The sequence below is a fragment of the Pontixanthobacter sp. CEM42 genome (assembly GCF_017812015.1).
GTDB lineage: Bacteria > Pseudomonadota > Alphaproteobacteria > Sphingomonadales > Sphingomonadaceae > Pontixanthobacter.
Genome location: NZ_JADQTN010000001.1, coordinates 884,359 through 907,915, shown reverse-complemented (window position 1 = coordinate 907,915; position 23,557 = coordinate 884,359). Strand labels below are relative to the sequence as shown.

Genomic DNA, 23,557 nt, shown 5'->3' with positions numbered 1-23,557 from the left:
ATCAAATATATTGGATTTTCTCGATCAGGTAGAACTTGTCGCCTGACGGAACCGTCACTTCGACTTCATCACCCAGATCTTTACCAATCAATGCACGGCCTAGCGGTGAGCTGTAAGAGATACGGCCCTTAGCCGCCTCAGCCTCGGTCTCACCAACAATCTGGTATTTCACCGGTTTGTCATCATCATCGAGCAGCGTGACAGTCGCACCAAAGACAACGCGGTCGCCCGACAGCGTCTTTGGATCGATGATCTGCGCGCGGGTTACCTTGCTCTCGATATCACCAATCATAGCCTCAACCTGGCCCTGACGTTCCTTCGCCGCGTGATACTCCGCGTTCTCGGAAAGGTCACCATGCGCGCGCGCTTCTTCGATCGCATCGACAATTTTCGGGCGCTCTGCACGCAGCTCTTTGAGTTCTGTCGTGAGCTTTTCGTAGCCCTCGGCCAGCATTGGAACCTTTTCCATCGTAACTCTCAATCTTATCTAAAGACCTGAACCGAAAGACAATTCAGCGCCGTGCCGCCCCATCAGGAGCGACTGATACCGGATTGAATGTCGGGAAAAGTCGTCTGTTTCTCAGCTATAATAGTCCTGAAGCGAGCGCACTTCAAGCGTAGCGGGCTTTACCAGACGAATTGCCTCTGCCGTGGCGAGTGATGCGGCGGCTGTGGTATAGTATGGAATCTTCATTTCCAGCGCCGTTGCACGGATCGATTTGCTGTCGATCATACTCTGCCAACCCTCGGTCGTATTAATTACCAGATCGACCTCGCCATCGATCATTTTGTCGACAATATGCGGCTGTCCTTCGGCGACCTTGTTCACGCGCTCGACTGGCAAGCCCTGCTCGCTGAGATAGCGTTGTGTTCCGCCGGTCGCGATGATCGTGAAGCCGCATTCAACCAGCGTTTTGACCGCTGGCACGATAATCGGTTTATCGCCCGTTTTCACCGAGACAAATACAACGCCGGCTTCGGGCAAAGTCACACCTGCGCCAAGCTGCGATTTCAGGAATGCGGTCGGGAAATCGTGGTCGATGCCCATGACTTCGCCAGTCGACTTCATTTCTGGAGTCAAAACCGGATCAGCGCCGGGGAAACGCCCGAACGGGAACACGGCCTCTTTGACCGCCATATAGTCCAGGTCGCGCTTGAATGCGGGGAATGTGTCGATCTTCTCACCTGCCATTACGCGTGATGCGACCTTTGCAACGGGCTGTCCAATGGCTTTGGCAACGAAAGGCACTGTCCGGCTTGCACGCGGATTGACTTCGATCAGATAGACTTCGCCATCTTTCACCGCGAACTGGACATTCATCAGGCCCAGAACGCCTAGACTTTTCGCCAGCGCTTCCGCCTGAACTTCCATTTCAGTGACGATATCGGCGGGCAGTGAATAGGGCGGGATCGTGCAAGCGCTATCGCCCGAGTGGACACCTGCTTCTTCGATATGCTGCATCACGCCCGCGACGACGACCTGATCACCATCGCAAATCACGTCGACATCGCACTCGATTGCGTCGCGCAGATATTGGTCGACCAACACTGGACTATCGCCGGAAACATTCACCGCGGTTTTGATGTAATCATCGAGCTGCGCCTCGCTGTCGACAATTTCCATCGCGCGACCGCCAAGGACATAGGATGGACGCAGCAGTACCGGATAGCCGATGGATGATGCGACAGCCGCAGCTTCATCGCGGCTGTATGCAATGCCGTTTTCCGGCTGTTTAAGCTTCAGCTCGTTCACCAGTTTTGCAAACCGCTCGCGGTCCTCGGCGAGGTCGATTGCATCGGGGCTAGTGCCGAGGATTGGAATGCCCTCATCCTCCAGCGCCTGCGCCAGTTTCAGCGGTGTCATGCCGCCAAATTGCACAATTACTCCGACAAGCTCGCCGGATTGCTGTTCAACGCGCAGAATTTCGAGCACATCCTCGACTGTTAGCGGTTCGAAATAGAGTCGGTCAGAGGTGTCATAGTCAGTCGAGACTGTTTCCGGGTTGCAATTGACCATGATCGTTTCGAAGCCAGCTTCGGCGAGTGCGAAACAGGCGTGGACGCAGCAATAGTCGAACTCGATCCCCTGCCCGATCCGGTTCGGACCGCCGCCGAGAATGACGATCTTGCGGCGGTCGGACGTGTCCGCTTCGCACTCGGGCTCGCCGAGAGTCGGTGCCTCGTAAGTCGAGTACATGTAGGGCGTGATCGCCTCGAACTCCGCCGCGCAGCTATCGATGCGTTTGAATACTGGCAGAACGCCCAACTTGCGCCGCAAATCGCGGACTTCGTCTTCAGACGTCGCGCCGGCCATCGCCTGCAATGCATCGTGGAGCAAGCCGGAACGGCGCGCTTGGGTTTCGCCCATGCCGCCTGCCACGCCGACCGAACGCACCGCCAAAGTGGCAAGACGTTTATCGGAGAAGCCCATTGATTTCAGCTTGCGCAGACCCGCGGCATCATTGGGCAGACCGTTCTCGGAAACGTCCTTTTCCGCCGCGATGATCTCTTCGATCTGGCGCAGGAACCATGTGTCGTAGCCTGTGATCTGGTTGATATCCTCAACACTCAAGCCTTCGCGGAAAGCCTGAGCGACTTTCAGAATGCGGTCGGGGGAGCGTTTGGAGAGCGAACCGGTCAGAACATCGCGGCTCACGCCTTCGAGTTCTGTAACCCGGTTAAAGCCGTCGAGGTCGGTTTCCAGACCGCGCAATGCCTTTTGCATCGATTCCTGAAAGTTGCGGCCAATCGCCATGACTTCGCCGACCGATTTCATCGCCGTGGCGAGCTCGTCTTTGGCGCCTTTGAACTTCTCGAACGCAAAACGCGGGATCTTGGTAACCACGTAATCGATAGTAGGCTCAAAGCTCGCCGGTGTAGCGCCGGTGATCTCGTTGGTAATTTCGTCGAGCGTATAGCCTACCGCCAGCTTCGCTGCGACACGCGCAATCGGGAAGCCGGTAGCTTTGGACGCCAATGCTGACGACCGCGAAACGCGCGGGTTCATTTCGATCACGATCAAGCGGCCATCTGCCGGATTGACGGCAAACTGTACATTCGATCCGCCGGTTTCGACGCCGATCTCGCGCAGAACCGCGATGCTGGCATTGCGCATGATCTGATATTCTTTGTCGGTCAGCGTCAGCGCGGGAGCCACGGTGATGCTGTCGCCCGTATGCACGCCCATCGGATCGACATTTTCAATCGAACAGATGATGATGCAATTGTCCGCCTTGTCACGGACGACTTCCATTTCATATTCTTTCCAACCGAGCAGCGATTCCTCGATCAGAACCTCGGTGGTCGGACTGGCTTCCAGCCCTTCGCGGACGATCCGCTCGAACTCGGCCTTGTTATAGGCGATGCCGCCGCCGGTTCCGCCAAGGGTGAAGCTGGGGCGGATAATGCTCGGCAGGCCGGTGCGCTTGACGATTTCCTGCGCTTCTTCGACCGAATGCGCGACACCGCTGCGCGCGCTTTCGAGGCCGATCTTATCCATCGCATCGCGGAATTTCTGGCGGTCTTCCGCCTTGTCGATGGCTTCGGCATCGGCGCCGATCATCTGAACGCCGAATTTCTCCAGCACACCCATGGACTCGAGCGACAAGGCGCAGTTCAACGCCGTCTGCCCGCCCATCGTCGGCAGCACCGCATCGGGGCGCTCTTTCTCGATAATCTTGGCGACGATTTCAGGCGTGATTGGCTCGATATAAGTCGCATCAGCAAATTCCGGATCGGTCATAATCGTGGCCGGGTTGGAATTGACGAGGATGACGCGATAGCCCTCCTCCTTCAGCGCCTTGATCGCCTGGGTGCCGGAATAATCAAACTCGCACGCCTGCCCGATAATAATAGGACCAGCGCCAATAACGAGGATCGAGGAAATGTCTGTTCTTTTGGGCATTAGGTTTTGTCCAAGCAATACATTATGACTAACCCAAGAATGGTAAGTGGGATCATTATCCATGCGGCTATCGCGCCGATTTTAGTCCAATCTCTCGACGGACTTGTATTAGTTTCTGGCGAAGCTTCGAGGTGCGCAGCCGCAGACTTTCCTGCTGCAGTCTGAGCAATTAGAACCAAACCAGGTCCTTCACTATCAATTACTCGTTTAGCAAACTTCGGCTCGTTCTTAGTGAGCAAAAATGCCGCACTTCGAACAGTTGCAGCTTGATTTTTCCAATCAACATCTGGCCAAATTTCCTCACTCACAATCAAGGGGTTCATTGGCTTTTGATTCGTTGCATTCCGCCGAACAAGTTCGAGCAATAGGCGGTCGCGGATTTGATTTATGTCTGGCTCACTCACCCCAAGCCTCCAACAAACTTCTCGAACAGGTAGAAGCTGTCCTGCGGGCCGGGGCTGGCCTCGGGGTGGTATTGGACGCCGAACGCCTTTTTGCCCTTCACCGCGATACCGCAATTGGAGCCGTCAAACAGGCTGACATGCGTTTCCTCGACAGCATCGGGCAAAGTGTCGCCATCGACTGCGAAACCGTGGTTCATGCTGGTGATTTCGACTAGGCCGGTGGTGTCCCCCCACCCTTCACCAACACGCTGGACCGGGTGGTTTGCGCCGCGGTGGCCTTGATGCATCTTGGTGGTCTTTGCGCCTGCCGCCAGTGCGAGCATCTGGTGGCCGAGGCAAATGCCGAATAGCGGCACATCCTTCTCGAGCAGCGCTTTGATGACCAGCACCGCATAGGACCCCGTCGCCGCCGGATCGCCCGGTCCGTTGGACAGGAACACACCGTCAGGCTTCAGCGCCATAATATCGTCGAACGCAGTCTTTGCGGGAACCACGGTGACTTTCGCGCCAGCCTTCACCAGATTGCGGAAGATATTGTCCTTCGCGCCGTAATCTATGGCGACGACGTGGGGCGTGGCATCGCGGGCGGCGCGGCCATAGCCACCCTCAAGCGTCCAATAGCCGCCTTCCCAATTCTGTTGCTCGTCACGCGTAACCCGCTGAGCGAGGTCCATACCCTCCAGCCCTGCCCATTCCTGAGCGCGCTGCAGCAATGCCGGAATGTCGAATTCTCCGTCAGGTGAATGCGCGATCACCGCATTGGGCGCGCCAGTCTGGCGGATGCGGCGCGTCAATGCGCGTGTATCGATGCCCGAAATACCGATCTTATTGTTCGCGGCCATCCATTCGGTAAAGGTCTGTTCCGAGCGGAAGTTGGCAGCCATCGTCACATCTTCGCGGACCACGCAGCCAACGGCGCTTTCGACCTTGCCCTCAACATCCTCGCCATTGGCACCGACATTGCCGATATGCGGGAAGGTGAAGGTGACGATCTGCGCGGCGTATGACGGGTCCGTCATCACTTCCTGATAACCGGTCATGCTGGTGTTGAAGCACACTTCACCCACGGCATCGCCGCTGGCGCCGAAGCCTTTGCCCCAGATCACGGTTCCATCCGCCAAAACGAGGACTCCGGTCGCGCCATCAGGCTGCGCAGGAGTTGAGGCGGCGTGGGCCATAGTGACGCTCCGAGTAAGGTTTTCCGGCGATGTTGCTAAGACACGGCGGCTATAGGCCCCCTGCGCGCGCGTCAACCTGTCCAGCGACGGAAAGTTGCGTTATTACGAATGCATCACCAGTTTACCCACGATTTTGAAAAATTACCGACAGGAACACCCCATTATGCTTCGCGACACCATCAAAGCCGTAACCATCGCTTCCATGAAAGCAGGCAACAAAGAGCGGACCGCCACGCTCCGCCTGATCGGCGCGAAGATCAAAGACCGCGATATCGAACTGCGCACATCGAGCAAGGAATTGGATGACGAGGCGCTGGTGACCGATGTTTTGCTAAAAATGGCGAAGCAACGAAAAGAATCGATAACCATGTATGTTGACGGTGGGCGTGACGAGCTGGCCGCGAAAGAGCGCTCGGAACTCGCGGTAATCGAGGAATTTCTTCCGACGCAGATGAGCGAAGAAGAAACCCGCGCTGCAATCGAGGCGATCAAAGCCGAGCAAGGCGCTGAATCCATTAAGGATATGGGTAAAGTTATGGGGGAACTAAAGGCGCGCCACGGCGCTGAACTGGATATGAGCAAAGCCAGTTCACTTGTGAAAGAGAGCCTTACATGATCCCAAGTACCACCGCATTCCGCTCACTTCTCGCCACCGCCGCCGTTATTTCCCTCGCCGCATGTTCGGCCGAGCCGGATATGGATAAGGCCGATATGGAGCCCGTCGCACAAACCGATGGCGAGGCGGCTGCGATTGCCGCTGCCCTCGATGCAGGTGACTTTATGGATTTGAGGCTGGGTGCAAAAATCGTCGGGCCTCAAGGTCCGGAAGTCAAAGGAACACTCGACACGGCCGAGGGCAGCTTTGCCGATATCCGGTCCTATGTCGCCTGTCCCGACGGGATGGATATTTGCGATCCGAAGACAGCGCCGGAGGGAACGGTCTATACATTCGTTCACGTGATATACCCGGGTGAGGACAACAATCCTGATACCGGAAGCGGGACAGGAAATGATTCCTCCGACATTGAACGTGCATCAGCGTTCAAAATGCTGCGGCCCGCGCACGGATTTACCGGCTCTGTGGGGTACTCCAAGGCAGAGGCACTCGCTGCCGTCGGCGACAAGGCGGACGTCATTGTAACGTGCAAAGACGGCGCATTGATTTGGTCGGTCAAAGCCGGTGGTGGCGGCAACCAGTGGGAGCAGGCAGAACCGATTACGTTCTATTGGCAATCGACCCTACCCCCTGCCGGACCAGCGCCAGCCTATGCAATCGACGCGAATTACACCGAGGCCAAGGGTTCAGGCCCGTATCCGGCTGAAAAAGAAGGCGTGACCAACGCCTGTTCGTAACCGCGAGGATAAGCTGGCTGTGAGGCTTGTTTTCACGGCCAGCTAGTCCCAATGATTATGCATGGCGCTTTCCCCGCAATGGCTGGATGAACTCCGTTCGCGTGTGACGCTCTCCAGCGTTATTATGCGCACGACCAAGCTGCAGAAGGCGGGCCATGAGTGGAAGGCCTGTTGCCCGTTCCACGACGAGAAATCGCCCAGCTTTACGGTCAACGACCAGAAGGCGTTTTACCACTGCTTCGGCTGCCAGGCGCATGGCGATGTTATCAGCTGGATGACTGACCAGCGCGGCATGTCTTTTATGGACGCAGTGAAAGAGCTCGCGGCAGAGGCCGGGATGGAAGTTCCCGCCGCCGATCCGCAATCCGCCGCCCGCGCCGAGCAACGCGCTGGATTGCATGACGTCATGCAGTCGGCCCAGGACTATTTCGTGCGGAATCTGCAAGGCAATGACGGATCCGGCGCTCGCGATTATCTGAAAGGGCGCGGGTTCGATCAACATACGATCGAACGCTTCGGTTTCGGTTACGCCCCGCCTGACCGGCAGGCGATGAAGGCGGCGCTGTCCGAATTTGAAGAACCGATGCTGATTGAGGGCGGTCTGCGGATCGCTGTTGACGCGAAGGAACCCTATGACAGGTTCCGATCCCGTTTGATGCTGCCAATCCAGGATGCACGTGGGCGCGTGATCGCCTTTGGTGGACGTATTCTGGAGACGAATACGAAAGCGCCAAAATATCTGAACTCACCGGACACGCCGCTGTTCGACAAAGGCCGCAACCTTTACAATCTGCATCGTGCGGGTCCCGCGTCGCGCAAAACCAATCGCGTGGTGGTTGTAGAAGGGTATATGGACGTCATCGCCCTCGCCGCTGCGGGTATTGAGGATGCGGTTGCTCCCATGGGCACGGCATTGACCGAGACACAAATCGAGATGCTGTGGCGGATGGTCGAAACACCCGTGCTGTGTTTTGATGGCGATGCTGCGGGTCAGCGTGCGGCCATGCGCGCCGTAGAACGCGCCCTGCCGATGCTCCGCCCCTCCCATTCGCTGCGTATTGTTCGCTTACCCACCGGCCTCGACCCCGACGATCTGCTCCAGCAGAAAGGCCGCAAGGCCATGGATGAGGTGCTGGAAGGCGCGGCGACTTTGCTCGACACGCTGTGGACATTCGAGCGTGATGCGCAGCCACTCACTACGCCCGAAGACAAGGCCGGTTTGAAAGCGCGGTTGTTAAGCCACACAGACGCTATTCAAGATTCCGATATTCGCTCTCTCTACAGGCGCGAATTGCTCGAGCGGTTTTCAGCTTTTGCCTATCCTCCGCGCGAGCAGAAGCCTTGGGTCAAGCGTGAGTGGAAACCTGGCGGCTTCAAGCAAGCCACGCCAACGCTTTCACCCGACGCCGCAGCGCGCCTCAAACGCAGTTCCAGCGGGGGTAGCAGAGACATTCTTGCGAATGCTGTCGTTGCAGGTCTTGCGCGTCATCCAGACCAAATTTTACGCCATGCGGACCAGCTCGAACGCTTCGCCGCCAGCGACAATCGCGTCGGCCCCGTAATTGATTCGTTGATAGAAGCTGCCGAGGTGCTTGAACCCGGCGACACATCCCCCATATTGATCCCAGACGGCATAAGTCAGGCGCCGGATGAAACCCGTTTCTCCTTCCTTCGTGAAGGAACCGATCCGAAAGCTGCCTGCGACGATCTTGCCGAAGCCGTGTCACTGCTGGTCGAAAGGCCCGCTTTGGAAGCTGCGCTTGCAGCGGCCACTGCGCGTTTCGAGACCGACCCCGAAGGTGCTTTCACCGAGCAGCAACGATTGCTCAAACGAAAGCTGGAATTTGAGCAGCGACTCGGGCAAATGGTAAGCGAAAGGGCTGCGAAAGCGGCCCAAAGTGATTCAGATCGTCAAACTGCTCAAACCGACAGCCATGACGACATAGAAACGGACTGATAAAGTTTTATGGCCTCTAAAGCTAAAGCTGACAAAGACGACGCGCCACTGATCGACCTCAAAGAGTCATCCGTGAAGAAGCTCATCACCAAAGCGAAAAAGAAGGGCTACGTCACGTATGACGAGATGAACGCCGCCCTGCCCGGTGACATGACGTCAGACCAGATCGAAGACGTGCAAACTGCATTGTCGGAAATGGGCGTCAACATCGTCGAGAATGACGAAGAGGCAGAGGCTGAAAAAGCCGAAGCTGCTGAAGTTGAAGAAATCAGCGTGGGCAAGGATGGCAAAGAAGCCAAAAAACCTGCTGCTCCGGCGAAGAAAACCGCCACTGGCGATCGTACTGACGATCCGGTGCGTATGTATCTGCGCGAAATGGGCGCCGTTGAGCTGCTCAGCCGTGAAGGCGAGATCGCGATTGCCAAGCGTATTGAAGCTGGCCGTGACACGATGATCATCGGTCTGTGCGAAAGCCCGATTACTTTCCACGCGATCATTCACTGGTCCGAAGCGCTGAACAATGAAGAGATGCAGCTTCGTGAAATCCTCGATCTCGACGCTATGCTGTCGAAGGAACCTCCCGTCGATAAGATGGAAGAGGAAAACGAGGATGATGACGGCGAGATTTCGGAAGAAACCGCCGGCGTAGACATTCGCGACGATGACGACAGCAGCGATGATGAAAAAGACATCGACGCCGAAGATGACGACGAAGAGGGTTCTTCCAAGAAGGATGACGAGGAAGAGGAAGATAACACTCTTTCACTCGCGCAGATGGAAGCAACGCTGAAGCCGGACGCGATTGAAACTTTCGCGCGCATCACATCGATGTTCAAGAAGTTTGAAAAGATGCAGGCTGACCGCGTGGAAACGCTCGGTAACGGACAGGAATTCCCGGCGGCTAAAGAGAAGAAATACGAGAAAATGCGCGAAGACCTGACAGCTCAGGTTGAAAGCGTGCAATTCCATGCGACCAAGATCGAATTTTTGGTCGACAATCTCTACGCCTTCAACCGCCGTCTGACCGCGCTTGGCGGCCAGATGCTGCGCCTTGCCGAGCGCCACAAGGTCAAGCGGATCGACTTCCTCGATGCCTATATCGGTAACGAGCTAGACGACAATTGGATGGCCGACCGGGTCAAGAAGGATAAGAAATGGGCTGCGTTCGCTGAGAAGGAAGCCGACGCGGTTGACCGTATCCGCGCTGAAATCGCCGATATCGCCAGCCAGACCGGCATGAGCCTGCCCGAATTCCGCCGCATCGTGAACATGGTGCAAAAGGGCGAGCGCGAGGCACGGATAGCAAAGAAGGAAATGGTCGAGGCGAATCTTCGCCTGGTGATTTCCATCGCCAAAAAATATACTAACCGCGGCCTGCAATTCCTTGATCTTATTCAAGAAGGTAACATCGGCTTGATGAAGGCCGTTGATAAGTTCGAATATCGCCGCGGCTATAAATTCAGCACCTATGCGACGTGGTGGATCCGTCAGGCAATTACCCGTTCAATTGCTGACCAAGCACGGACAATCCGTATTCCGGTCCACATGATCGAGACGATCAACAAGCTTGTCCGCACGAGCCGTCAATTCCTGCACGAGCAAGGCCGTGAGCCTACACCAGAGGAAATGGCCGAGCGTCTTTCCATGCCGCTTGAGAAGGTCCGCAAGGTGATGAAAATCGCTAAGGAGCCGATTAGCCTTGAGACGCCAATTGGTGACGAGGAAGATTCGCACCTCGGCGACTTCATTGAGGACAAGAACGCGATCATTCCGGTGGACGCCGCAATTCAAGCGAACCTGAAGGAAACCGTGACCCGCGTTCTCGCTTCCCTCACCCCGCGCGAAGAGCGCGTTCTTCGAATGCGTTTCGGCATCGGTATGAACACTGACCACACGCTCGAAGAAGTAGGCCAGCAATTCTCGGTTACCCGCGAACGTATTCGGCAGATTGAAGCGAAAGCTCTGCGCAAACTGAAGCACCCTAGCCGGTCGCGGAAGATGCGTTCGTTCCTCGACCAGTGATCCTATTCCGTTCTCTTGTCGCGGCGGCGTTGCTGGCGAGTCCAGTCATTTCTGCCTCCGCGCAGGAAGCGGAGGAGGAACAGGCTGACACGCTGCCTGCACTTAATCCGGAATCGGTTGCAATCGCTAATGAGATATTGCTGTTGGCGTATCCGGTGGAAACACGCAGCGCGATGTTCAACAGCATTAGCGAGACGATGTTTGAGCAGGTCAAAGACTCGATGTCTTTGCTGCCTGACAATCCGGAAGTGCAAGCAGCCCTTGATGCATTTGGACGACGGATTCTTGATAAATCGAAACCGATTATGGATCGTCATATTCCCACGCTGATGGAAGGCTGGGCAAATGCGTATGCGGATATGTTCACTACGGAAGAGCTGAATGAGCTGCTTGCCTTCGTAAAAACAGAAACTGGTCAAAAGTTCTTCCAGCTAAGCGTGGATGTACTGAAAAGCCCTTACTACACCGAACCGATGCAAGCCTATTTCGTCGAAATCGGCGAACTGCAGCGCAGCGAGCTTGATTGGTTTTTGACAGAAGTCAGGGCACTCAAAAATCGGACAGAAGATGAACCCGTTGGCAGTGAGTCTGTAGACCGTGAACCGGCGACCGAAGAGGCTGAAGCGCCCCTTCCCGACGCCTGAATTATTGCGCGTAAACCGCTACTGTATCGGCAATCGGATCAAGTCTGACCCACAGCGCAATAACCGCTGCGAGCACCAGCGACACACCTGCAACCGGGAAAACTACCCTATGCTTGACTGACGGAACCAGCATTCCCAACGCCGGTAGCATCAAGGCAGCCAAGAACGCCACAACATAGGGCGCATCGGGACCAACGCCTTGCATCAGCTGATGACCGTATTGCAGCAGGAAGCCCAACACGACCGCACCAAGTCCGATTTTGGCTGTCGATGACCAAGCACCGCCAAGTCGGTGCGATAACACACCGGCCACACCGCTGAGCAGCAAAGGCCAGACCACCACAAAAGCCGTGACAGGCGCGTAGATCTGCAGAGCGAGCGCCGCCAGTACTCCAACGATACTGCCCGTCCTTCCAGCCCATAATGGCGCAGACGCTGCAAACATAGCGATACAGATCAACAGCGCTTGGATTTCCAGCATCGGGATGGCCGCAAGCCTGTCATAATAAACCAGCTCACCGGGGCCTGCGCCGGACAGCAAATTCAATCCAAACAGTAATGCTCCACCTCCGAATATTACCGTCGCGGAAGCGCCAAGGCTCTTTAGCCACCCATTTTCTCCGCTGTTATATCGTAAGCAGAGTATCTGAAGGATCGCGGCTATCGCCAGCAAAGCCCATCCAATGGCCGTGCCGTAAGAGACCACGAACAACCCAAACACGTCGAAAAAGGTCCGGTTCTCGGATTTCTCGGGCAGCGCGTCGGCATTGGCCAGAGCGGCGGTCAGATCCAGCGTCTGCGCGCCCATATCCTGTACTGATCCCTGATCGAGCCGTTCCGGCGTTGCTTCAGGTGAATGGTATAGACCAGGTCGGCCAATGAACCCGAAATTGTAGGCTATATATTCGCGTTCCAGTGCTGGCGTCAGATCGGTATCATTTGGCAAAGCTTCATAGACGAATGTGGAGAGCGATGAGCCCGCTGGCCGCGAGACGGCATCTGCATAGAGCTTAGCCGCACCGCCATTCTCGGAGGATGTCTGGAACAAAGTGGTGCGCCCACCGCCTCCGCGTGCCTCCAGATTGATCACAGCGCCGACATTGTCCGCCATTGGATTTGACGCAAAGAACTGCCGCGCGCCAACCAAGCCGATTTCCTCGGCATCGGTGAAGAACATGACGATATCGCGCTTAGGTTGGCCGCGCGCTTGGATAGCCCGCACGACTTCAAGAATGGAACCAACGCCCGATGCATCATCGGGCGCGCCGGGCGATCCGCCAACACTGTCATAATGCGCCATCAGCAGCACTGATTTCGCATTGCGATCCGCGCCTGGCAGAACGCCAATCACATTGGTCAATTGAACATCAGCAGTATCGCCTTGCAACCAGCTGGAAAGACGGTTTGCAGAACGCTCGTTTATCGGGCCATTCGTGGTTGTGACTTCCAACCCCATCGATTGCAGCCGGTCGACCAAATACTCGCGAACCTTCGCATTGGCTGCGCTACCCGTCGGATGCGGCTCGGCAGCGATCACACGAATATCTTCCATTGCGCGCGCCGCTGAGAACTCTTCTGCGGGCGCATCAGCACTTACCGCCTCAGGCGGAGTAGTCGCGAAAATCGCCAACGCAATGGCGATCAACAACGCAAAGATCAGGTTCGAATATTTCGCCACACAGCTGTCCTTTTCACGATTTTTCTGAATGGTGACGCTGACCGATATTGGGGTCAAGTTTATCGGCGCCAGCACCGTGGAAAGTGGCCTCTTTATGGTGGTCAGCCGGTGGGGAAATGCATATACGGCTGGTTTGTATCGATTCCTCGACACCGAAGGATATCCCATGCGCCTTGCCATCGCTTCTGACCACGCCGCAACCGACCTCAAAGCCGAGCTGCGCGACTGGCTGATAGAGGAAGGCCACGAGGTTGCCGACCTCGGTCCTGAACCGGGCGAAAGCGTCGATTACCCCGACTATGGTTACAAATTGGCGGCAGTTGTCGCCGACGGCACTGCCGAGCGCGGCATTGCGCTATGTGGATCAGGTATTGGCATCTCGATGGCGGTCAATCGCAACCCGGCGGTCCGATGTGCACTTGTGTCGGAGCCGCTCTCGGCCGCACTTTCTCGCGAACACAATAATGCGAACTGCATCGCCATGGGCGCGCGTCTGACTGGCATCGAAATGGCCAAGGCTTGCCTTACCGCATTCCTAAATACCGAATTCGCAGGCGGGCGTCACCAACGCCGCGCCGACAAACTCTCCACTCCCAGCTGCTGAGACCCAATTGATGAGCACACCATCCGCACCAGACATGAACCGTTTCTGGCAAGACAGCTTGGCTGAAGCCGATCCCGATATCGCCGCAGCAATCGACAGCGAGCTTGGCCGCCAACGCGACAAGATCGAGCTGATCGCAAGCGAAAACATCGCAAGCAAGGCAGTGCTCGAAGCCGCCGGTTCAGTCTTCACCAACAAATATGCAGAGGGATATCCGGGCAAGCGCTATTATGGCGGCTGCGAATATGCCGACGTGGTCGAGACGCTGGCGATTGACCGCGCAAAAGAACTGTTCGGCTGCGAATTTGCCAATGTTCAACCCAATTCGGGGTCGCAAATGAACCAAGCCGTGTTCCTAGCTTTACTAGAACCCGGCGACACCTTCATGGGCCTCGACCTCAACTCGGGCGGTCACCTGACGCATGGCTCGCCGGTCAATATGAGCGGAAAATGGTTCAACCCCGTCGCATACGGCGTTCGTCAGGAAGACGAATTGATCGATATGGACGAGGTTATGGCCACGGCAAAAGAACACAAGCCGAAGCTGATCATCGCAGGCGGCACGGCCTATTCACGCGTCTGGGATTGGGCGGCGTTCCGTAAAGTAGCGGATGAAGTCGGCGCCTATCTGATGGTCGATATGAGCCACATTTCCGGCCTCGTGGCTGGCGATGCGCACCCTTCACCTTTCCCGGATGCTGATGTTGTAACCACGACTACGCACAAAAGCCTTCGCGGGCCGCGTTCGGGCGTGATCCTGTGGAATGACGAGAAATATACCAAGCCATTCAATATGGCTGTATTCCCCGGTCTCCAAGGCGGCCCCTTGATGCACATTGTTGCTGCAAAGGCGGTTGCGTTCCGCGAGGCATTGCGGCCCGACTTCAAATCCTATGCCGCCCGTGTCGTCGAGAATGCTCGCGCGCTTGCGGCCAGCCTCGAAGAGAACGGTCTTCGGATAGTATCAGGCGGAACCGACAATCACTCGATGCTGGTCGATCTGACAGCAAAGGACGTGACCGGAAAATCAGCCGAGAAAGGTCTCGATCGCGCTTGGCTCACTTGCAACAAGAATGGCATTCCGTTCGATACGCGCAGCCCGTTTGTAACCAGCGGTGTGCGTCTGGGTACGCCGGCGGGCACGACGCGCGGCTTTGGTCCGGATGAGTTCCGCACAGTTGGCAAACTTATAGCGGAAGTCGTCGACGGTTTGTCGAAAAATGGTCCCGAGGGTGACGCACAAGTGGAAGAGTCTGTTCGCAGCCGCGTTGAGCAGCTATGCTCGGCTTTCCCTGTTTACCCCGGCCTAAGCTAACTGGTATTAGAGATGACTGAAAAGAACAACGACCTGATCGACGACGCCAAAGAAGAATTCACCGGCATGGCCAAGGAAGGCATGCAGCATCCATCGACCAAGCCGGTTTTGACAGGCGCGGCGGTAGGCGCGGCGGCGGGTTTTGTCCTGCCCGGCCTCAGCATTGCTATCGGCGCGATCGCCGGCGCGGGCGTGATGTTTTACAACCGGATCCGCAAGTAAATGCGATGCCCCTTCTGCGCGCATGATGACAGCCAGGTAAAAGACAGCCGCCCGACAGAGGATAACACCTCTATCCGCAGGCGGCGGCAATGCTCAAGCTGCGGTGCGCGCTTTACTACATTTGAGCGCGTGCAGTTGCGCGAAGTGACGATTGTAAAGTCGGGAGATAGGAGGGAGGCCTTCGATCGGTCGAAACTGGAGCAATCGGTTTCCCTAGCATGCCGCAAACGTGACGTGTCACAGGAACGGATCGACCAACTTGTCTCCGGTATCCAACGCCAAGTCGAAACAGCGGGTGAAAGCGAGTTTGCCTCATCTCGCCTCGGTGAAATGGTGATGGATGGATTACGCGAGCTCGACAGCGTCGCTTATATCCGCTTCGCCAGCGTCTATCGCGACTTCAGCGAGGCGCGCGACTTCGAAGAATTCGCAAGCTCGGTACAGGAAGTGGCCGAGGGCGACAGCGACAGCAGCGGCGTAGGAAATGGCTGAACAGCCGATCATCGTCCTAGTCCGACCCCAGCTAGGCGAAAATATTGGTAAAGCCGCGCGGGCTATGCTCAATTTCGGGCTGACCGAAATGCGGATTGTTGCGCCGCGCGATGGCTGGCCTAACCCCAGCGCGGGACCATCGGCAGCTGGCGCCGATATCGTGCTCGATCAAGCGAAGATTTTCGGTACGACGGCAGAAGCTGTTGCGGATTGCTCCCACATATACGCTACCACAGTTCGCAGGCGGGAGGATGCCAAACCTGTCGTCACTCCAGAAGCAGCCGCATCGGAAATGCAGACACGGCCGGGACGAAGCGCCATTCTGTTTGGCCGTGAAGCCTCAGGGCTCGACACGCAGGATGTAGCAATGGCCAGCGCGATCCTGACCGTGCCAATCAATCCTGAATTCGGGTCACTCAATCTCGCTCAGGCAGTGATTCTATGTGCGTATGAATGGTCAAAATCGCAGGACTTGGTCCAACCGACACTGGACGAAAACCTTCCGCCTGCACCGCAGCAAGATCTCGACGGATTGATCGAACATTTCGAGCAGTTACTTGAGCCGAAAGGCTATTTCCTGCCCGACTCGCGCGCGGAAGCGACCAAGCGCACGCTCAGAAATGTACTGACAAAACCGCGCTGGAACCATCTGGAAATACGCACGCTCAGGGGCGTTCTGTCCAGCTTCGCCCGCAAGCCAAGAGCCTAATTCACGGCAAAGGCTCGACAAACGGCTGTTGCGTGGTTATCCAATTGCGAAACAATAATACGCCCCCAACACTAAAAATTTCGAGGTCTCCCATGCGTTTTATCGCTCCCGCCCTTATTTTGCTTGCCGTATCTGTATCGACACCAGTCGCCGCCGGCGATCCTCAACCTGCTGCACCCCAAGCAGAAGAGAGGAAAGAGGAAGCAAAGAAAGAGAAGAAGATCTGCCGCCGGATCACTTCGATGGGCAGTCGCCGGTCAGAGCGTGTATGCATGACTCGCGAGCAGTGGGAAGAGTACAACAACGGCAATTGATGCCGCTGGGGACGCGACGCTTTAGTCGCGTATTCTGTCCCACTCTACCAATTCATATGCGATCGATGTTTCGACAAGGTCATTCCAGATTTTGCCAATTTGATCCGCAGGAAGGCCTGCTTTCTCAGCAGCTTGCTCAACGGCGTTGATAACAGAAGCCTTGCGCCCCTCATCACGAACTGCGCTTCGTTCCTGTTTGATACGCGCAGCTGCACGCATGTAACCGAAGCGCGTTTCGAGCAGTTTCATCAATTGCCGGTCGGTCTCGTCAACGCCGGCGCGGACATCCACCATTGTGGTGCAATCTTCGGGAGTTTTTACGGGCTCGCTCATGTCACGGCCCACTGCCCTGCCAGACATGATTTGTCGAGTGCGGAAAGAGTGACGCCCAACACAGCTTGACGAGGGGCATATTTCTGCTATCCGCGCGCCTTCGCAATTTGGTTCCGCACCCCGGTGAAGCGGAAACCGCATCAGACAGTTCGGTCTGGTGGAGCGATACCGGGTTAAAGCGCCAGCGCTCCAACAGTTGGAGAGGCGGCGATTGTAAATTGGAGAAGCCTCATGTCGAAGCGTAAAGCCTCGAAGCATAAACTTGACCGCCGGATGGGCGAAAACATCTGGGGTCGTCCTAACAGCCCAGTCAACAAGCGTTCCTACGGCCCCGGCCAGCATGGTCAACGTCGTAAGAGCAAAGTCAGCGACTTTGGTCTGCAGCTGCGTGCCAAGCAGAAGCTTAAGGGCTATTACGGCGACGTGACCGAGAAGCAATTCCGCCGCACTTACAAAGAAGCGGCTGCTATGAAGGGCGATACCGGTCAGAACCTGATTGGCCTGCTCGAGCGCCGTCTCGACATGATCGTGTATCGTGCGAAATTCGCACCAACGATCTTCGCCGCGCGTCAAATCGTTTCCCACGGTCACATTCGCGTCAACGGCGTGAAGTGTAACGTTGCAAGCCGTCGCTGCGATATCGGTGATGTCATCAGCCTTGGCGATAAGGCCAAGGAAATGGCGCTGGTCATCGAAGCACAGAGCCTGCCAGAGCGTGAAATTCCCGACTATGTTGCCCCAGACGGCAACGATAAAGTCACTTACAACCGCGTACCGAAGCTGGACGAAGTTCCTTATCCGGTAACGATGGAACCGAACCTGGTGGTCGAATTCTATTCGCGCTAAATTTTCGGAAATCCGAATTCAAAGGGCGGTCCTGCAGGGCCGCCCTTTTCTTTTGTAGCCAACACGCTAGATGGGTTGCAAAGGAGAACTTAATGAACATCCTTCTGCTTGACGGTCACCCCGACAACGGCCGGCTTGGTACGCATTTGCTCGATACCTATCGCCGGGCATTACCAAGCGATGCACAGGTGACGCACATCGCGTTGCGCGACCTGACTTTCGAACCAATCTTGCGGCACGGCTATGCACAACGCACTGAATGGGAACCCGACATCACCAAAGTCGCCGAAGCTGTCGACGCGTGTGATCACGTCGTGATCGCATTCCCGATGTGGTGGGGAAGCGAACCCGCCGAGCTCAAGGGATTGCTCGACCGTGTTCTTCTGCCCGGCTTTGCATTTGCCTATCATGATGACGATCCATGGTGGGACAAGCTGTTGGAAGGGCGATCCGCCGACGTGATCGCGACAATGGATACGCCGCCGTTCTTCCTTCGCTTGATGTACGGGAACGCAATAATCAAGCGCTGGCGGAAACAGATTTTGGGCTTTTGTGGCTTCAAACCAGTGAGGTTTCTTGCATGCGGACCGACCAACAAAGGCGGGACCGAAAAGAAACTAGCCAAATGGGAGTCCGATATCCGTGCTCTTGCAGGGTCAATCACGCAGGCAAACCCTGCGAAGAAAGTTGCGCGGCTTGAGGCATTTCTCAAGCCAGCAGGCTAATTTTCACTCGATCATGCTTGGTAGTTGCGTCGGAAATCGGTTGCAAATGCGGCGAAGCGTTCCTCGCTAATCGCATCGCGCATCGTCTGCATCAATTGCTGGTAGAACGCGATGTTATGCTCGGTCATCAACATCGCGCCGAGGATCTCTTTCGATTTCACCAGATGATGCAGATAGGCGCGGCTGTAGTTGCTGCACGCGTCACAGGCGCAGCGATCATCGATCGGATCGGTATCTTCGGCAAAGCGAGCGTTGCGCAGATTGATCGGGCCATTCCATGTGAAAGCCTGCCCGTTGCGGCCTGACCGGCTTGGGAGGACGCAGTCGAACATATCAACCCCGCGCTCAACCGCGCCGACCAGATCATCCGGCTTGCCGACACCCATCAGATAGCGCGGCCGGTTTTCGGGTAGCTGCTGCGGCGCAAACTCTAGCGTTGCGAACATCGCCTCCTGTCCCTCGCCCACGGCGAGACCACCAATGGCGTATCCATCAAAGCCAATATCTGTCAGCGCATCGGCGCTAAGTTTGCGCAATTCTTCATCCAGTGCACCTTGCTGGATACCGAACAGCGCCGATCGCGCTGCGTGCTCCTCACCACTGTCGAAACCGTCGCGGCTACGCTGTGCCCAGCGCATCGACATTTCCATCGACTTGGCAATCACATCACGAGGCTGATCGGCACGCGGGCATTCGTCGAACGCCATGACGATATCCGAACCGAGCAGACGCTGGATTTCCATCGAGCGCTCCGGCGTGAGCATATGTTTGGAGCCGTCGAGGTGGCTACGAAATTCCACGCCCTTTTCGGTCAACTTGCGCAGATCGGACAGGCTCATCACCTGATATCCGCCACTATCGGTCAGAATCGGCCGATCCCAATTCATGAATTTATGGAGGCCGCCCAGCTTGGCAACCCGCTCTGCGCCCGGCCGCAACATGAGGTGGTAGGTATTGCCGAGGATGATGTCCGCGCCTGTCTGGCGCACTGTTCCCGTCTTCATCGCCTTCACCGTCGCCGCTGTTCCTACCGGCATAAAGGCAGGCGTGCGGATTTCACCGCGTTGCATTTGAATCGCGCCCGTGCGCGCTTTCCCGTCAGTAGCGGCAATCGTGAAAGAGAATCTTGGTCGTGCAGGCTCGGTCATTGCCACGCGCCTTTAGCACTACTCGCGCAGTCGCCAACCCGTCTTGAAAATGAATGCGATAGTTGCCACGCAGATCGCCAGGAAGCCGAGCGTCAGCCCAAGCGAGACCCAGATATTGATGTCTGAAGAGCCATAGAAGGTCCACCGCAGTCCATTCACCAAATATACAACTGGGTTGAACAGCGCGATAGTCCGCCACGGATCGGGCAACATATCAATCGAATAGAATGTGCCGCCAAGGAAAGTCAGCGGGATCAGGAATAGCGCGGGAATAATCCCAAGCTTCTCAAAACTATCCGCCCATATGCCAAGGATAAATCCGAACAGCGAGAAGCTCGCGGCGACGAGCATGATGTAGCCAATCGCCAGCACTGGATGCGCAATGGAATAATCGACGAACAGAGTTGCAGTGGCGAGGATAATCGCCGCCAGGATCAGCGATTTCGTCGCCGCTGCTCCCACAAAGCCAACCAATGTTTCCGCCACCCCGACTGGAGCAGACAGCAACTCGTAAATCGTGCCCGTAAATCGCGGCATGTAGATACCGAAGCTAGCGTTCGATGTGCTTTCGCTCAGCAGAGTCAGCAGCAGTAAGCCCGGAATGATGAAAGCACCATAATCCACGCCGCCAAGATCGGGCATCCGGCTGCCGATAGCTGCGCCGAACACGATGAAATAGAGCGAGGTAGTAAGAACCGGCGCTAGGATCGATTGAAACGCCGTGCGCAAGGCCCGCATCAATTCACGGTTATAGATCGCCAGCGTGCTGCGGAAATTGAAGCCTATCATTTGCTCTCTCCCGTGCGCTCTTCAACCAGATCGACAAAGATGTCTTCCAGCGAGGATTCGTGAATATCAATGCCGTTATAGTCGATGCCCGCGCGGGTCAGTGCTTTGGTCAGGTTTGCAACCTCTTCCTTACCCTTCCCGCTGCCATCACCACCGCGATAGCAAAGCTCTTTGCCATCGTCGGACAAGGTAACGGGATAGGTAGCAATATCATCTGGCAGCCCCGCCACAGCAGAGGGCAACGTGATAATCGCCTCAGTCCGGCCAAGACGACTCATCATCGCCTCTTTATCGTCGACCATCAGAATCTGTCCTTTGCGGATAATCCCGACTCGGTCAGCCATCTCCTCGGCTTCCTCGATGTAATGCGTGGTCAAAATGATCGTGACGCCGCGCTCACGCATCTCCCCAATCAGCTTCCACATATCGCGGCGCAATTCGACATCGACGCCGGCTGTGGGCTCATCCAGGAACAGAAGATCAGGATCGTGCGCAAGCGCCTTGGCAATCAGCACTCGGCGCTTCATACCGCCGGACAGAGCACGTATCTGTTCGTCACGCTTGTCCCACAGACTCAGTGATTTGAGGATTTCTTCAATCCGCGCCGGGTTGGGAGCCAAGCCAAACAGTCCGCGCGAGTATGACACCGCGTACTGAACCTTCTCGAACATGTCGGTTGCGAGTTCCTGCGGTACCAACCCAATCCGTGAACGTGCCGAACGCCAGTTCTTCGACAGATCTTCGCCGAACGCGCTGATCGTCCCGCCTGTTGGCCGGACCAGTCCGCAGATCGCGGCAATCAGTGTGGTTTTGCCCGCACCATTGGGGCCAAGCAGCGCGAAAATTTCGCCCCGATTGATTGCCAGATCGACTGAGTCGAGGGCTTTCAGGCCCCCTTGATAGACCTTGGTCAGGTCGCGAACTTCTAAGATCGGTTGCATAGGACGACCGATATCGCCGAGCCGTGCGAAATTGCCAAGCCTTACTTATGCACTGGCCCCAGCACTCGGCAACAGCAGCGAAGAATCTCCGTAGCTGTAAAACCGGTATCCTTGCGCAATCGCGTGGTCGTAAACAGCCATCATGCGCTCTTGCCCCATCAGCGCGCTGACGAGCATCATCAACGTCGATTTCGGCAAGTGAAAGTTGGTCATCAGCCCATCGACTGCGCGGAAACGGTAGCCGGGCGTAATGAAAATAGATGTGTCGCCATCAAATGGCTGGATATCATTGTCGTCCGTAGCTGCACTTTCGAGCAGGCGCAGGCTAGTGGTGCCCACGGCGATCACGCGATTACCGTTTGCCCGGGCTGCATTCAGTCGATCAGCCGTTACGCCATCGATCCGGCCCCATTCGGCATGCATCTGGTGGTCGTCGGTATCTTCGGCTTTGACCGGCAGGAACGTCCCCGCCCCGACATGCAGCGTCAAAGTCTCGCGAACAATCCCGCGCGCATCGAGTGCATCAAGCAGTTCCGGCGTGAAGTGCAGCGCGGCGGTGGGCGCAGCGACCGCTCCATCCTCTTTCGCGAAGATTGTCTGATAGTCCGATTTATCGCGCTCATCAGTCGGACGCTTACCAGCTATATAGGGAGGCAATGGCATCCTCCCGGCCCGTTCCAACAGCACTTCAACCGGTTCGTCGCCCTGAAAGTTCAGAGTGAAATTGCCATCTTTGTGTCGCTCCTCAGCAATTGCGCTGACGCCGGAGGAAAATTCGACTGTGTCGCCTTCTTTCAACCGTTTGGCGTTACGGATGAACGCCTGCCAACGGCGCAAATCGATCCGTTTATGCAGTGTAGCGCCAATCTTGGCCCCAATCTTGGCCTCGGTCCCCGAGCCTCCGCGCCTGCCTTCCAATTGGGCCGGAATGACCCGTGTGTCGTTGAAAACCAGCACATCTCCCGGTTGCAATATCTCCGGCAGATCAATGACGGTGCGATCAGCAAGAGGTTTATCGGCCTCAACCAATAGCATGCGCGCGGAGTGGCGCGGCGACACAGGGCGCAGCGCGATCAGCTCTGGTGGAAGCTCAAAATCGAATGCATCAACACGCATTGCGCCCAGCTAGGCTTCGTAGCTTGCGATGTGAAGACCAATAAGCAGCGTTTACTGCTCGATCGGCGCACTCAACATATCGGCAGTGATGTCTTCAATCGCGGTTGCGGCTGGTTCTGGTGCTGGAGCTGGAACCGGCTTGTTATCAGCAGCTATCGAAGCTTGCAGAATTCGCGTTGGATTCGCAGGCGGCTCGCCGCGCTCGATAGCATCTACACCATCCATTCCGCTGATTACTCGGCCGAGATTAGTGTACCGCTTGTCAAGCGAGAAACGCGGGTAAAACACGATGAAGAACTGGCTGTTTGCGCTGTCCTCCGACTGTGCCCGCGCCATCGCCAAAGTACCGCGAATATGCGGCATCGGATTGAATTCGGCTTTGAGATCAGGGAGCGAAGAACCACCTTGGCCAGTGCCGGTCGGGTCACCCGATTGCGCCATAAAGCCATCAATCACGCGGTGAAAGATGATGCCGTCATAGAACCCTTGGCGGGTCAGCGTTTTGATACGTTCGATATGGCTCGGAGCCCATTGCTCCATCAAGCGAAGATGGACTCGCTTGCCGTTTGACAGGTCAAGCACGAGAATATTCTCGCGATCTTCCTGCATATCGTAATTGATCGGGTCATAGCGCTTAGGCGGGGCGAGAGGTTCGTCCTCGACCTCCATAAGCTCTTCTGCGCTTTCGGTTTCATCCTGCGCCAAAGCAGTGACCGGAGTCAGCGCCAGCGTCGCAAACGCACCGCCAGTTACTGCGGCAGCCATCAAAGTCTTGATCATGTGTTTCCCAATAATATCGGTAAATCGTATTGCGGACCGTCTAGCCGCGTGTGGCTGTCACTTCAATGAATGATCGGAGAGAG

The 23,557-nt window shown here is 56.3% G+C and carries 24 protein-coding genes; 13 read left to right on the top strand and 11 right to left on the bottom strand.

What is annotated here, in order from left to right; translation table 11 throughout:
• Window position 1: 1 nt before the first annotated feature.
• The 4 genes from greA to carA all read right to left on the bottom strand — a co-directional run bounded on the left by greA (window position 2) and on the right by carA (window position 5,486).
• On the bottom strand, window positions 2-469 hold the full coding sequence (greA, locus tag J9777_RS04395; protein WP_209347546.1) for a transcription elongation factor GreA: 468 nt from the start codon (window positions 467-469) through the stop codon (window positions 2-4).
• A gap of 111 nt (window positions 470-580) precedes the next feature.
• The gene (gene carB / locus J9777_RS04390) at window positions 581-3,904 is read right to left on the bottom strand and encodes a carbamoyl-phosphate synthase large subunit (protein ID WP_209347545.1); all 3,324 of its coding nucleotides are present in this window, start codon (window positions 3,902-3,904) and stop codon (window positions 581-583) included.
• Window positions 3,904-4,308, bottom strand: coding sequence for a hypothetical protein (locus tag J9777_RS04385; RefSeq protein ID WP_209347544.1), 405 nt, complete (start codon window positions 4,306-4,308; stop codon window positions 3,904-3,906). The genes carB and J9777_RS04385 overlap by 1 nt, the downstream gene beginning before the upstream one ends.
• Window positions 4,305-5,486 carry a glutamine-hydrolyzing carbamoyl-phosphate synthase small subunit gene (gene carA, locus J9777_RS04380; RefSeq protein ID WP_209347543.1) on the bottom strand — a complete coding sequence of 394 codons (1,182 nt, stop codon included), beginning with the start codon at window positions 5,484-5,486 and terminating at the stop codon, window positions 4,305-4,307. The genes J9777_RS04385 and carA overlap by 4 nt, the downstream gene beginning before the upstream one ends.
• Window positions 5,487-5,649: 163 nt before the next feature.
• On the opposite strand from carA, the gene J9777_RS04375 reads away from it, so the two are divergent.
• The 5 genes from J9777_RS04375 to J9777_RS04355 all read left to right on the top strand — a co-directional run bounded on the left by J9777_RS04375 (window position 5,650) and on the right by J9777_RS04355 (window position 11,462).
• A complete protein-coding gene (locus tag J9777_RS04375; RefSeq protein ID WP_209347542.1) occupies window positions 5,650-6,102 on the top strand; it encodes a GatB/YqeY domain-containing protein in 453 nt (150 codons plus the stop codon).
• The gene (locus J9777_RS04370; protein ID WP_209347541.1) at window positions 6,099-6,839 is read left to right on the top strand and encodes a hypothetical protein; all 741 of its coding nucleotides are present in this window, start codon (window positions 6,099-6,101) and stop codon (window positions 6,837-6,839) included. The genes J9777_RS04375 and J9777_RS04370 overlap by 4 nt, the downstream gene beginning before the upstream one ends.
• 61 nt (window positions 6,840-6,900) lie before the next feature.
• Window positions 6,901-8,796: a DNA primase gene (dnaG, locus tag J9777_RS04365; protein WP_209347540.1), complete on the top strand. Its 1,896-nt coding sequence runs from the start codon at window positions 6,901-6,903 to the stop codon at window positions 8,794-8,796.
• Window positions 8,797-8,805: 9 nt separating this feature from the next.
• Window positions 8,806-10,818, top strand: a complete 2,013-nt coding sequence (gene rpoD / locus J9777_RS04360) for an RNA polymerase sigma factor RpoD (RefSeq protein WP_209347539.1) — start codon at window positions 8,806-8,808, stop codon at window positions 10,816-10,818.
• Window positions 10,819-10,961: 143 nt separating this feature from the next.
• Window positions 10,962-11,462: a DUF2059 domain-containing protein gene (locus tag J9777_RS04355; protein ID WP_209347538.1), complete on the top strand. Its 501-nt coding sequence runs from the start codon at window positions 10,962-10,964 to the stop codon at window positions 11,460-11,462.
• 1 nt (window position 11,463) lies between these two features.
• Here the strand turns inward: J9777_RS04355 and J9777_RS04350 are convergent, their stop codons facing one another.
• Window positions 11,464-13,140, bottom strand: coding sequence for a M20/M25/M40 family metallo-hydrolase (locus J9777_RS04350; protein ID WP_209347537.1), 1,677 nt, complete (start codon window positions 13,138-13,140; stop codon window positions 11,464-11,466).
• A gap of 166 nt (window positions 13,141-13,306) precedes the next feature.
• Between J9777_RS04350 and rpiB the strand changes: the two genes are divergently transcribed.
• The 6 genes from rpiB (at window position 13,307) to J9777_RS04320 (ending at window position 16,796) form a co-directional block, all read left to right on the top strand.
• Entirely contained in the window at window positions 13,307-13,744 is a 438-nt protein-coding gene (gene rpiB, locus J9777_RS04345) for a ribose 5-phosphate isomerase B (protein WP_209347536.1), read from the top strand.
• Between the two features lie 10 nt (window positions 13,745-13,754).
• On the top strand, window positions 13,755-15,059 hold the full coding sequence (gene glyA, locus J9777_RS04340) for a serine hydroxymethyltransferase (RefSeq protein WP_209347535.1): 1,305 nt from the start codon (window positions 13,755-13,757) through the stop codon (window positions 15,057-15,059).
• Between the two features lie 12 nt (window positions 15,060-15,071).
• A complete protein-coding gene (locus tag J9777_RS04335) occupies window positions 15,072-15,281 on the top strand; it encodes a hypothetical protein (protein WP_209347534.1) in 210 nt (69 codons plus the stop codon).
• Entirely contained in the window at window positions 15,282-15,773 is a 492-nt protein-coding gene (gene nrdR, locus J9777_RS04330; RefSeq protein ID WP_209347533.1) for a transcriptional regulator NrdR, read from the top strand.
• Window positions 15,766-16,482, top strand: a complete 717-nt coding sequence (locus tag J9777_RS04325; RefSeq protein WP_209347532.1) for an RNA methyltransferase — start codon at window positions 15,766-15,768, stop codon at window positions 16,480-16,482. Before nrdR ends, J9777_RS04325 begins: the two co-directional genes overlap by 8 nt.
• A 92-nt stretch (window positions 16,483-16,574) precedes the next feature.
• Complete coding sequence (locus J9777_RS04320; protein WP_245228503.1) at window positions 16,575-16,796, top strand: hypothetical protein; 222 nt, start codon at window positions 16,575-16,577, stop codon at window positions 16,794-16,796.
• Window positions 16,797-16,817: 21 nt separating this feature from the next.
• Here J9777_RS04320 and J9777_RS04315 read toward each other — a convergent pair whose 3' ends face one another.
• Window positions 16,818-17,129, bottom strand: coding sequence for a chorismate mutase (locus tag J9777_RS04315; protein ID WP_209347531.1), 312 nt, complete (start codon window positions 17,127-17,129; stop codon window positions 16,818-16,820).
• 231 nt (window positions 17,130-17,360) lie between these two features.
• Between J9777_RS04315 and rpsD the strand changes: the two genes are divergently transcribed.
• Both rpsD and J9777_RS04305 read left to right on the top strand, forming a co-directional pair.
• The gene (gene rpsD, locus J9777_RS04310) at window positions 17,361-17,975 is read left to right on the top strand and encodes a 30S ribosomal protein S4 (RefSeq protein WP_209347530.1); all 615 of its coding nucleotides are present in this window, start codon (window positions 17,361-17,363) and stop codon (window positions 17,973-17,975) included.
• 92 nt (window positions 17,976-18,067) lie between these two features.
• Window positions 18,068-18,700 (top strand): NAD(P)H-dependent oxidoreductase, encoded by a 633-nt coding sequence (locus J9777_RS04305; RefSeq protein WP_209347529.1) that lies wholly within the window; start codon window positions 18,068-18,070, stop codon window positions 18,698-18,700.
• 11 nt (window positions 18,701-18,711) lie between these two features.
• Here the strand turns inward: J9777_RS04305 and tgt are convergent, their stop codons facing one another.
• Genes tgt through J9777_RS04280 form a run of 5 tightly spaced genes read right to left on the bottom strand, consistent with a single transcriptional unit; the run spans window position 18,712 to window position 23,474 of the window.
• Window positions 18,712-19,848: a tRNA guanosine(34) transglycosylase Tgt gene (gene tgt, locus J9777_RS04300; protein WP_209347528.1), complete on the bottom strand. Its 1,137-nt coding sequence runs from the start codon at window positions 19,846-19,848 to the stop codon at window positions 18,712-18,714.
• Window positions 19,849-19,866: 18 nt separating this feature from the next.
• Window positions 19,867-20,637, bottom strand: a complete 771-nt coding sequence (locus J9777_RS04295) for an ABC transporter permease (RefSeq protein WP_209347527.1) — start codon at window positions 20,635-20,637, stop codon at window positions 19,867-19,869.
• Window positions 20,634-21,578, bottom strand: a complete 945-nt coding sequence (locus J9777_RS04290) for an ABC transporter ATP-binding protein (protein WP_209347526.1) — start codon at window positions 21,576-21,578, stop codon at window positions 20,634-20,636. The genes J9777_RS04295 and J9777_RS04290 overlap by 4 nt, the downstream gene beginning before the upstream one ends.
• Before the next feature lie 45 nt (window positions 21,579-21,623).
• Window positions 21,624-22,694 (bottom strand): tRNA preQ1(34) S-adenosylmethionine ribosyltransferase-isomerase QueA, encoded by a 1,071-nt coding sequence (gene queA, locus J9777_RS04285; RefSeq protein ID WP_209347525.1) that lies wholly within the window; start codon window positions 22,692-22,694, stop codon window positions 21,624-21,626.
• A gap of 51 nt (window positions 22,695-22,745) precedes the next feature.
• Window positions 22,746-23,474, bottom strand: a complete 729-nt coding sequence (locus tag J9777_RS04280; protein ID WP_209347524.1) for a peptidylprolyl isomerase — start codon at window positions 23,472-23,474, stop codon at window positions 22,746-22,748.
• Window positions 23,475-23,557: the final 83 nt, after the last annotated feature.

Bases quoted from the DNA above. Each gene is read 5' to 3' on its own strand.
- J9777_RS04375 (WP_209347542.1), top strand. From the start codon at position 5,650: ATGCTTCGCGACACCATCAAAGCCGTAACCATCGCTTCCATGAAAGCA.
- J9777_RS04305 (WP_209347529.1), top strand. From the start codon at position 18,068: ATGAACATCCTTCTGCTTGACGGTCACCCCGACAACGGCCGGCTTGGT.
- rpoD (WP_209347539.1), top strand. From the start codon at position 8,806: ATGGCCTCTAAAGCTAAAGCTGACAAAGACGACGCGCCACTGATCGAC.
- J9777_RS04335 (WP_209347534.1), top strand. From the start codon at position 15,072: ATGACTGAAAAGAACAACGACCTGATCGACGACGCCAAAGAAGAATTC.
- carB (WP_209347545.1), bottom strand. From the start codon at position 3,904: ATGCCCAAAAGAACAGACATTTCCTCGATCCTCGTTATTGGCGCTGGT.
- J9777_RS04320 (WP_245228503.1), top strand. From the start codon at position 16,575: ATGCGTTTTATCGCTCCCGCCCTTATTTTGCTTGCCGTATCTGTATCG.
- J9777_RS04280 (WP_209347524.1), bottom strand. From the start codon at position 23,474: ATGATCAAGACTTTGATGGCTGCCGCAGTAACTGGCGGTGCGTTTGCG.
- carA (WP_209347543.1), bottom strand. From the start codon at position 5,486: ATGGCCCACGCCGCCTCAACTCCTGCGCAGCCTGATGGCGCGACCGGA.
- greA (WP_209347546.1), bottom strand. From the start codon at position 469: ATGGAAAAGGTTCCAATGCTGGCCGAGGGCTACGAAAAGCTCACGACA.
- dnaG (WP_209347540.1), top strand. From the start codon at position 6,901: ATGGCGCTTTCCCCGCAATGGCTGGATGAACTCCGTTCGCGTGTGACG.
- J9777_RS04325 (WP_209347532.1), top strand. From the start codon at position 15,766: ATGGCTGAACAGCCGATCATCGTCCTAGTCCGACCCCAGCTAGGCGAA.
- J9777_RS04370 (WP_209347541.1), top strand. From the start codon at position 6,099: ATGATCCCAAGTACCACCGCATTCCGCTCACTTCTCGCCACCGCCGCC.
- rpiB (WP_209347536.1), top strand. From the start codon at position 13,307: ATGCGCCTTGCCATCGCTTCTGACCACGCCGCAACCGACCTCAAAGCC.
- tgt (WP_209347528.1), bottom strand. From the start codon at position 19,848: ATGACCGAGCCTGCACGACCAAGATTCTCTTTCACGATTGCCGCTACT.
- nrdR (WP_209347533.1), top strand. From the start codon at position 15,282: ATGCGATGCCCCTTCTGCGCGCATGATGACAGCCAGGTAAAAGACAGC.
- glyA (WP_209347535.1), top strand. From the start codon at position 13,755: ATGAGCACACCATCCGCACCAGACATGAACCGTTTCTGGCAAGACAGC.
- J9777_RS04315 (WP_209347531.1), bottom strand. From the start codon at position 17,129: ATGAGCGAGCCCGTAAAAACTCCCGAAGATTGCACCACAATGGTGGAT.
- J9777_RS04290 (WP_209347526.1), bottom strand. From the start codon at position 21,578: ATGCAACCGATCTTAGAAGTTCGCGACCTGACCAAGGTCTATCAAGGG.
- J9777_RS04295 (WP_209347527.1), bottom strand. From the start codon at position 20,637: ATGATAGGCTTCAATTTCCGCAGCACGCTGGCGATCTATAACCGTGAA.
- rpsD (WP_209347530.1), top strand. From the start codon at position 17,361: ATGTCGAAGCGTAAAGCCTCGAAGCATAAACTTGACCGCCGGATGGGC.
- queA (WP_209347525.1), bottom strand. From the start codon at position 22,694: ATGCGTGTTGATGCATTCGATTTTGAGCTTCCACCAGAGCTGATCGCG.